9 protein-coding genes are annotated in these 8,869 nt (G+C 65.8%); 2 read left to right on the forward strand and 7 right to left on the reverse strand.

Annotation, left to right across the window (positions count from 1 at the left end):
• Positions 1-209: 209 nt before the first annotated feature.
• Positions 210-380: a hypothetical protein gene (locus tag ACGFIS_RS37260; protein WP_392973991.1), complete on the forward strand. Its 171-nt coding sequence runs from the start codon at positions 210-212 to the stop codon at positions 378-380.
• 218 nt (positions 381-598) lie between these two features.
• Here ACGFIS_RS37260 and ACGFIS_RS37265 read toward each other — a convergent pair whose 3' ends face one another.
• The 6 genes from ACGFIS_RS37265 to ACGFIS_RS37290 all read right to left on the reverse strand — a co-directional run bounded on the left by ACGFIS_RS37265 (position 599) and on the right by ACGFIS_RS37290 (position 7,679).
• Positions 599-1,192, reverse strand: a complete 594-nt coding sequence (locus tag ACGFIS_RS37265; protein WP_392973992.1) for a hypothetical protein — start codon at positions 1,190-1,192, stop codon at positions 599-601.
• Positions 1,189-1,506: a hypothetical protein gene (locus ACGFIS_RS37270; protein ID WP_392973993.1), complete on the reverse strand. Its 318-nt coding sequence runs from the start codon at positions 1,504-1,506 to the stop codon at positions 1,189-1,191. Before ACGFIS_RS37270 ends, ACGFIS_RS37265 begins: the two co-directional genes overlap by 4 nt.
• The gene (locus tag ACGFIS_RS37275; protein ID WP_392973994.1) at positions 1,499-6,283 is read right to left on the reverse strand and encodes a caspase family protein; all 4,785 of its coding nucleotides are present in this window, start codon (positions 6,281-6,283) and stop codon (positions 1,499-1,501) included. Before ACGFIS_RS37275 ends, ACGFIS_RS37270 begins: the two co-directional genes overlap by 8 nt.
• A gap of 468 nt (positions 6,284-6,751) precedes the next feature.
• Positions 6,752-6,889, reverse strand: coding sequence for a DUF397 domain-containing protein (locus ACGFIS_RS37280; RefSeq protein ID WP_392973995.1), 138 nt, complete (start codon positions 6,887-6,889; stop codon positions 6,752-6,754).
• Positions 6,880-7,230 carry a DUF5753 domain-containing protein gene (locus tag ACGFIS_RS37285; RefSeq protein WP_392973996.1) on the reverse strand — a complete coding sequence of 117 codons (351 nt, stop codon included), beginning with the start codon at positions 7,228-7,230 and terminating at the stop codon, positions 6,880-6,882. The genes ACGFIS_RS37280 and ACGFIS_RS37285 overlap by 10 nt, the downstream gene beginning before the upstream one ends.
• Positions 7,212-7,679 carry a Scr1 family TA system antitoxin-like transcriptional regulator gene (locus ACGFIS_RS37290; RefSeq protein WP_392973997.1) on the reverse strand — a complete coding sequence of 156 codons (468 nt, stop codon included), beginning with the start codon at positions 7,677-7,679 and terminating at the stop codon, positions 7,212-7,214. Before ACGFIS_RS37290 ends, ACGFIS_RS37285 begins: the two co-directional genes overlap by 19 nt.
• A gap of 237 nt (positions 7,680-7,916) precedes the next feature.
• Here ACGFIS_RS37290 and ACGFIS_RS37295 point away from each other — a divergent pair, with 237 nt between their 5' ends.
• Complete coding sequence (locus ACGFIS_RS37295; RefSeq protein WP_392973998.1) at positions 7,917-8,213, forward strand: ATP-binding protein; 297 nt, start codon at positions 7,917-7,919, stop codon at positions 8,211-8,213.
• A gap of 44 nt (positions 8,214-8,257) precedes the next feature.
• Here the strand turns inward: ACGFIS_RS37295 and ACGFIS_RS37300 are convergent, their stop codons facing one another.
• A complete protein-coding gene (locus tag ACGFIS_RS37300) occupies positions 8,258-8,734 on the reverse strand; it encodes a type I restriction enzyme endonuclease domain-containing protein (RefSeq protein WP_392973999.1) in 477 nt (158 codons plus the stop codon).
• Between the last annotated feature and the right edge of the window lie 135 nt (positions 8,735-8,869).

An 8,869-nucleotide genomic window follows, 5' to 3' on the forward strand; every position in this document is an offset into this window, starting at 1 on the left:
ACCTTCCCGCCCGCCGTCACCACCCGCCAACGCAAGATCCTCGACGCCCTGAACACCCCACGCGCCACGCACTAACCAATTGAGCCAACTCAGGCCAGACCACCCGGTGGAGGTCCTGGCACCGCTGGAGCTGCCTGGCCCTGCTGGCCTACACCTACCTCGCCGTCACCGCAGCCACCGAACCCACCGGCCCGGACGAGGACCCCGACATGATCGCGATCACCGTCCCCGAACTCCTGCGCAACATCCGAGGACCGATCGTGCCGGAGCCCTACCGCGATCCCGAACACCGCCACGCATGGTCCACCTGGCGCCGACGCCACCAATACCGAGCCCGAAAATGCCACCAGGCATGGCACGCCTATGCCGACACCACGTGATCACCGCAGGCCACAGCCCCAATTACAGCTGCCGTAACCAACCACCAAAGGGCGTCCAAGGTAGCCCCTCGTCATATGAGCACTCACTGTAATCGCCAGGGTAATTCCTATTGCCAACCGGAATCTGGCTCACCGTAGGGGGTTGGGACGTCGGCTCGGCGGCAGAACAGCATGCTCGCTAGGATCATCGAGATAGTTGAATATTGTTGCTCGTCTGCCTAGGAACACTTGTTGACCGGGCGCACCGAGACCACGGTGGATAGGAGGACGGTGTCAGTGTGTCCGGCGGTCTTAACCGACAGGTTGCGGCTGTCGGCACCGGTGAACTCGCCACACATTCGGCCGCCCTGATGCTGGACGTCCACCAGAGCGGGCTCGAGTTTGGCGGGTGGCCCCAACCACGTGGTACCAATCGCCACCGCCACGCACACGACTGCCAGGGTGGCGAGCCATGTGGCGCCCCGGATTGCCCGGGAAATGCGCCGGATCTCCGCACGCGTCCATGCCCGAAGGGCCTCGCCGGTGCGCAAGATCTCCTGGCCCGGCCGTCCCGACGCCGCGCGCACCGCGAGCAGCGTCGCAGTCACCAGCATTGTCAAAGCCAGGCCGAGCAGCAGCACTACAGTCCATCGGGCTCCCGGCGCCAGGTTCGTGATGTTGTCCCGCCCCTTGACGATCAGCACGGCGCTCAGCAGTGCAGTCAGTCCGCCGAGACCGGTCCGCCATCCCTCGGCCTGTCTACGCGCAGAGTCGAGCTGGGTGAATTTCAGTTCTTGCGCCTTTTGTGTCCAGCGCTTATCGTCGAGGCTCACGGCATCTCGATCTTCCAGAAGGCGCCGCAGCCCCGGTCGAAGGCGTCCTCCGGACGGTCGGCGTGCATATGCCCGCAGTCGCAGTACACGTTGACGGCCCGCGGTGGCGGTGGGGCGGCGGCGCGGTTGCGAAAGAGGCCCTTCACCCCGTCCGGTGGGCCGTAGTCGAACGTCATGCTTGTCCGTCCGCCGCACGCAGGGCAGACCCCGGTGACCTTCAGTCCGTCGGCCGCCTCGGTGACCGTGAACCCGTGCTGCATCGGAAAGCTCGTTTCGGCGTAGGCGCGGTCTTGGTGGTTGTCGATGTCAGGCAACGATGGTCTCCGGGTCGACGTTTCCCAGGTCGAGTTCGAACAGCGGCGCGTACAGCCGCAACCGTTCGATAATCCACTCGGCGGGTTCCGCGGTTTCCTCCGCTGCCCGCGCCACGTGCTCGGGCGTGACGCGTCCGGAGATCACGGGTGCGTAGCCGTCGAAGTGCTCGGTGAGCAGCAGCAGGTCCTGCCAGCGCACCACGTCGTCGTGGCAGCCGTCCGCCGGGTACGACAGCGTCACCCCGGTCGGTGCCAGCTGCGCCAGCCGCCGATGGGTCTCCGCGGGTGCCCACCCGAGCCGTCCCGCCGTCCGGACCAGCAACAAGGGATCGAACTTCGAGACGGCTACCTCGTCCCCATATTCGTCGAATGCGGTCAGCAGACTCTCGTCGTACTCGTCCGGATAGATCTCGCAGAGCCGCTCCATGGTGCTCTCGTCCGGCTGCGGGACAGGCGCTCCGAGTTCCCGGAAGGGGATGAGCAGCCGCAAGAAATCGCCAAGGGACCGGCCGGACGCGATCGCGCCCTCGACGATACCCAGAGCGGTGATTCGCCATCGCAATGGCTCCTTGGGGTAGTAGGTGTCGCTGACGAGCGCGGAGCCGATTTCGAATGACGGCCACAGGTCGTGGACGTTGGGGGTTGCCTCAGGCACCTTCGCGTCGGGAAACGCGCGCAGCAACGCCTCACGTGCCTCGCCGACCGAGCAGTACATGTTGTCCGCGAGGAAGACGAGTTCGGCGTTGGTCAGTGAAGCCTCGGGTCGTGCGAACGGGAGGATCTCACGGGCCGATATCGCTTGGCGATGCGAGACACGACGCCCCTGCGAATACCGCGTGATCGTGAGGCAGGGGTGCTGTGCGCTCCAGCCGGGTCGTTGGAGACGGGATTGGTAGTTCTGCATCGTGTACTCGATGAAGCGCAGCGTTTTCGGGTCGGGGACGGTAGCGGCGTCCGGGAACGACGTGTCGTCGGGCAGGACCAGGAAATTGTCCTCCTCCAGGGCGAGCAGTCCCTGGTATACCTCCGGCACTGAGCATCTCGACCTACCGGCGATCACCAGGAGATGCATCGTCGTCAGCGGCTCGCCCATGACGTGGACCTCCCGGAGTGCCTCGACCTCTACAGCACTGAAATCACGTCGGTAGCGGTTCCGGCCGGCCACCGTGACGCCGAGCGGGGCGAGCTTGTCGCAGAGCGCCAGGACCTGATCAATGTCGCGGCCGAGCGCGCTGGCCGCATTGACCAGATGCGCGGGACCGAGGGGGCCATCAATCCACGGCGGCACGCCGTCCAGGCGAACGGCCAGGAGGTTGGCGTCGGCGTTGGTGCACACGTAGTCCGCGAGCGGATCGAGGTCGATGTCAGGTGGCGACCAGTTCGGTGGCATGAGGGCCTTCGCCTGGGCCATCACCTCGCCCAGCGGGCGGTCGAGTTCCTGGGACGCCTTGACGAGCCAGGCCGCCACGTAGCGGCGCGGCGGCTTGCCGGGTGGAGCCCAGGCCGCGAGCGCGCGAACCAAAGGAACGTCCTCCTTCTTCCAGGTCACCTGAATGGGCGGACAGTCGCGCAGCGCTTGCAGACCGATGCCTGTGACGACGTAGCGGCGCAGGCGGCGGAGACGATCGGCCATCGTCTGTTCCGAATGCGCGAGCGCTTCGAGCACTCTGTCGATCGGCACGGGGGTGTCCCACAGCGTGTGGGACAGCTGATCGAGAATCTGGGCGTCGATCGGATCGACGATCGGGAACCCGCCGCCGGCTCTGGAGGCCGGGAGTTCGCGGATGTTTGGCTTGGTCCTGATCAGAGGCCCCCACTGCCCCGCCCGCCACGCGCTGAACCAGCGCCCGACGGAGTAGAACCGGGTGGCGTCGAACAGGTCCCGGTCCTCCGGGAAACAACCGATATCCCTGGCCGAGACCTTGCTGTCCTGCCCCCAGGACGTGCCGATGGGAATCGGCACATCCTGCTCCAGCAGGCACGTAAAGATCTGCTGGGCGATCTCCGGGACGGACTCGGCCACCTGCCACAGCCACGACAGGGTCAAGCCTGGCCATTCCAGGAGGTCGGGCAGCGAGGCATCAATCTGCCCGCGGACCCAGTCCTTGTCCCACTCGCGCAGCTTCATGCGGTCGACGGTGAACTGAGGGCGGCGGGCGCCGCGAAGGTTGACGATCAGGCCGAAGATCTCCTCGTTGGTGCGGAGGCCGTCTGCGGCCAGCCCGCCCTCGTCAGACACCCACCACAGGTCGTCACCGAACTTCAGCGACACCACCGACTCGTCCGGGTAGCGCAACTCCCGAGGCTCCCACCGCTCGATGGAAGTCTCGACGGTGACCTCGACGTGGTAGTCGGACACCCACAGCAGCCTGCGCAGCGTGGCGAGCGCCGAGACGCGTTCGTCCTCGTCGGTGGACAGGTACAGGCGAACGCAGGTGCCGCCGTCGCGCAGTTGGTCGTCCACCGAGGTGACGTGGAAGAGGCTGCCGCTGCTGGCGATGTCGACCCGATAGGCCTCCCGAGCCGGGTCCCCGTTTTCGTCCACCGGTCGCGTCACCACGGTTATCTCGTCGGCGAGCATGAAGTAGCTAAAGACGCCGACGCCGAACTGGCTGTTGGAGTACACCTGCAATGCTGGCGTCAGCGTCTGCCATCTGGCCTGCTCAGACCGGAATGACTCCCGGTACACGAAGCGCTCACCCGCACTGGCGAAGACCTGCTCAAGGGTGGCGATGTCCATTCCGACACCGTTGTCCTGACATTCGATGAACTCGCGGCCGTCCTCATTGGTGTCCTGCCGGAACTGGATCAGACCACTCCATGGGTCCGCGGCCTTGCCCCACCTACGCAGACCCTGAAGTCGGACGTCGCGGTACCGGCAGGCGTCAAGCGCGTTCTGGTAGAGCTCCCGGATCGCCAGCGAGGGGTCATCGTAAAGCTGACGGCCCATCAGAAGCTCGCGGATCTTGTCCTCGGCGATTCGGAAGCGTGAGATCGGCGTCTGAAAGGCGAGAGTGTTGTCCGATCGAGTCTCGGGCCGCAGACTCTTGTCGGAAAATCCGGCGGGCAGAGCGGCGGTGACCTCTTGATCGAGGGCCAACCCGGCGATACTCTCGCCGGCTTTGGCGGCACGCTTGACGACGTCCTCGAACACCGCGTACTGGGCCGGATGGTGGCAGGACATCCGCAGGTCGAGTTGGTCGCCGCGGTACTCCCAGCGCATCTGGTCTGCGGTGTTCTTCACCGTCGACAGTGGCAGCTCCATCCTGGTCCCGATGTGGTCCGCGAGCACCGACGGCATCCGGCGCAGGTCCGCGGCGAGAATGCCGCCGAGCCACAGAAGCGAGGCCAGGGCCCTCCACCGGTCATCCACATACGGGGCGGCGAGGCCGTCCAAGACGAGCGAGTCAGCGGGGTGAGCCCCCACGGCACGCAGCAGCGTCTCCATCAGCTTGGGGATCTCGCCGCGTGCCATGCCCGGGACATCGCGCTCCAACAGGCGTGTTCCGTCCTGATAGCAGGCACGGGCAGCCGAGTCCCGCCACACTGATTGACGGGTGGCGAGCCACTGATGCACCAGCCACATCGCGAGCGCGTCCCGTTCGTCGGTCAGGCCACGGCGCTCCAGCCCCTCGGCCCGCCGAACCGTCTGCTGATGCTCCTCGTGCGTCAACTCCAGGTCCGTGCGGGCCCCATCCCGATAGGTGCGGGTGAAGTCGGTGGGCCGGATTCCCGCCGCCAGCCGGATCCCCTCGGCGAGTACAACCTCACGCAGGAAAGGGGCGGCGACGAGCACTGCGGCCTCCGCCGGGGTGAGGCACGGGCGCTCGCCGAGCAGCCGCGCGACGCATTCCAAGACACGGACGGGATAGTTTTGGTCGAACCACGGGTCTTCCACGCGGGTCCGTGAGTGGAGAGCCTCGTAGGCGTCGCGCCACTTTCGCGCGCAGCCCTCAACCATGGTTAGCACCTGCCTACGGGTGGCCTCCAGGCCATCCCCCTTCTCGCGACAGGACTGCCACAGGTCCGCGCTCTCGGCCGCCCGCTGCCACGCCCCCGCCAGTTCGTCGCCCTCGCAGATGACGATGTCTTTGGCATCGGCCAGCATCGACGGGTGCGGGACACCGGGCGACTGGCGCAAATCCTCGTTCCGCGCCGCCCGCCGTCGCACCTCCCGTGTTACCTCGTCGACAACCCGGCCGAGTGTTCGCGCGTGGTGGCGCCGGTCCAAGACCTGAGCCAAGGCCTGGGTGAAAACACTGCCGGTCTCGGTGTAATGACAGCGCTGGCCCGCCTCACAACCGTTGACCAGTACAAAGGAACCGCCGGATGGAAAGGGCATATGGCCGCCCGTCGGGCCGGTCTCGCGCGCGGGATGGTCACGGCAGGCGTCCACAAAGAAGACCACCAGCCGTGCCTGGCACCCACTCAGGTCGGCCGGAACTACCGGAATCAGGGTAGCCGGATCGTCCGCATGGGCGTCGCTCGGCACGAAGAAGTCCCTGCCGTCGAGGGTGACGCCATGACCGGAAAAGTACACCAGCAGCAAGCCGTCACGGGGGACCTGTGCGCACGCCTGTTTGATCACCCGCTTTACCCGGTTTAACGTCGGCTCGTCCTTGCCGCCGCCCAGCCCGAACGTCCGCACCTTGTAGTCGGACTGGACAAGGGCGTGTTCCATGCGGTGCACATCGCTGCGCACGACCCGGTCGATGTCGCTGAAACGGTGGTCGTCGCACTCAGGAACCCCGATTAGAAGCGCATGACGTGCAGTCACAAGCGACCCCCAGTCTGACTCGCTGCCTAGACGAGTAGGAACGACCTTATCCGTAATCGCCAATCAAGGATGTGATTCGTCATCGTCCACGTATAGCGGAGATGGCAGAGCGTCGCTTGGTCGGTCACTGCCGGTTGACGGCAGTTGTTAGGTGTACTGCCCATGGACGTCGGTGTGGGCGACACGAGCTAATGATCTTGTAATAGGTAGGACCTATCGGCGTGTTGATACCGTACTTTTCGAGTAGGGCGGGCAACCCTCGTCGAGCCGGACGATGTCTGCGAACTGGTTGCTGGCCATCCGAGTTGGGGGTCGCGAGGGGCCCGTGCCGGTGGGGAGAGTGGGTGCGGTGGGGTCCGGATTGGGGATTGGAACGACTCGCCGCCCCTCAATGGGTCGGGGCAGCCGTGCCGGGTGGTCAGCGTGTCTCGGTGGCGGACTGGATGGCGGTGCCCAGGGCCGTACGTGTCAGCAGGAGGACGGGGCCGTCGGGTCCTTGCTGTCACGTACCGCCACGGCGCCGGGGAAGCCGGCCAGTTCGACGCAGTTGCCGCCGTTTTCGCCGCTGAGGCTTGCCTTGCGCCAGGTGGCGTTGCTCAGGTCCATTTCTCCAAAGCCTCTCTGATCACGTCCCGGGACATGTCTTCGGGGAGGGCCCTCGCTCGCAACTCGCGGAGTGATTCGGAGAGCTTGGCGAGGTCCGAGGGGTTGTCGGTCGTGATGCCTCGCACCGTCGTCTCCATGTAGGCGACCTCGCTCCGGTCCTCCATGGTAGCCACCACGAACGCCCCGCCTGTGCCCGCTGGACGCCCGTTGTTGCGGACGATCTGGATGGTGACATTGGGCAGTTCGCTGAGCTTGAGCAGGTGCTCGATCTGCTCGCGCATCACCTCGGGTGAGCCCACCAGGTGGTCGAGCACTTTGTCGCTCAGGAGCGCGGTGAGCACCGCGGGAGGCGTGTCTTCGCGGTGAGTATGGCCTGGCGCGCCATGCGGGCTTCCACGGCTTCCTCTGAGTTGAGGAACGCGCGGGCGTAGGCCGGAGTTTGGAGGAGGCCCGGGACGATGGCGTGTTCCCAGGTGACCAGTTCGGCGGCTTCGGATTCTGTCTGGGGCCAGTCGAACCAGAGTGGGACGGGGTGACCGTCGCGGTTCAGGTCCTCCCACAGGCTGATGAGTGAGCCGCCAGCTTGCAGGTAATCGTCCACGAGTTCTACGAAGGTGCGCGTCGCGCGCTTCTTGCCGCCCTCAATCCGGCTCACCTGGGCGGGGCTCACTTTGGTCAGGTGGGCGATCGTCTCCTGCTTGATCTCTTTGGCCTCCCGTAGCCGCCGCATCTGGCGGCCGAATGCGACGAGGGCGGGGGAGTCATCGGGGCGCTGACGTCGTATGGCCATGGCGGCTTACCTCTCTCGGTAACTTGCACATACGCATCTTCCGATACCGCTCTGATCCACTTTGCGGCTGCATGCCGATCCTAGCCCCGAAAATGGCTGAATGTGTTTTGTTCAACACACACGGTGAGGAGAGGTCATGGGGCAGGCGGCGACGGAGAACGAGATGGTGGTGAAGCAGGACCTTGCGGTCGTCGCGGAGGTGCGGCGGTTCGTGCGGTTGGTCATCGGGAGTGGGGCATGGACGACTTCGTGCCGTGCCTGGTGGCCAGCGAGCTGGTCACCAACGCCCTTCAACACGCGACGTCCGCGACCGACGGCGACGTGATCTTGCGGTTGAGTCGCACCGAGGACGACGCTCTGTGGATGGAGGTGCAGGACGCGGCCTGCGGCCTCCCGCACCTGCTGGCGGCCGACGCGACGAGCGAGACGGGCCGCGGCCTGTTCATCGTCGACCAGTACGCCCGCTGCTGGGGTATCCGCGCCCTGGCCGACAATGTCGGCAAGATCGTCTTTGCGGTCATCGACCGCTCATAACGTCCTCAGCGCGGCGCAGTTCGATGCGGATCTCGGTTGCCTGGTCAGCGGTCGGCGGCGGGGGACCACTCGTCGGCGAAGGTTTCGAGTTGTTCGATGACCTTCTGAATGGTGTCGGGTTGCTCTTCGGGCGGGTAGCCGTGCTTCGCCAGGAGGCGCTTGATGATGGAGCGGAGCTTGGCCTGGCCGTCGTCGCGGGTGGTCCAGTCGGTGGACAGGTTGCGGCGGACGGCCTTGACGAGGTCGCGTGCGATGGCGGCGAGCTGGTCGTCGCCCACCAGCTCGCGGACGGTTTCCTTGGCGGCGCCCGCGTCGTAGAAGGCGAGTTCGTTGTTGCTGAGGGCCGGGTTGAACTGCTGGCCTCGGTTGGCGTCGGCGGCGACCTCCTTGGCCATCGCGACGAGTTCGGCGATGATCTCGGCGGCGGTGAGGTTCTGGTTGGTGTACTTGCGCATCAGGTCCAGCAGGCGGTCGGAGAAGCTCTGTCGGCGCACGACGTTGTGCTTGGTGACCTTGCGCATCTCCTGTGGACGAGCCGCCGCAGCGCCTCGATCGCGATGGTGAGCTTCCCCCCGTTCCACGGACACCCGATCTGAGTTGACCTTGATCAACTTGGGAAGGAAGTGTCTCGTGCCACCACCTCACCCGCCAGAGTT

The organism is Spirillospora sp. NPDC048824, from assembly GCF_043198455.1.
Classification (GTDB): Bacteria; Actinomycetota; Actinomycetes; order Streptosporangiales; family Streptosporangiaceae; genus Spirillospora.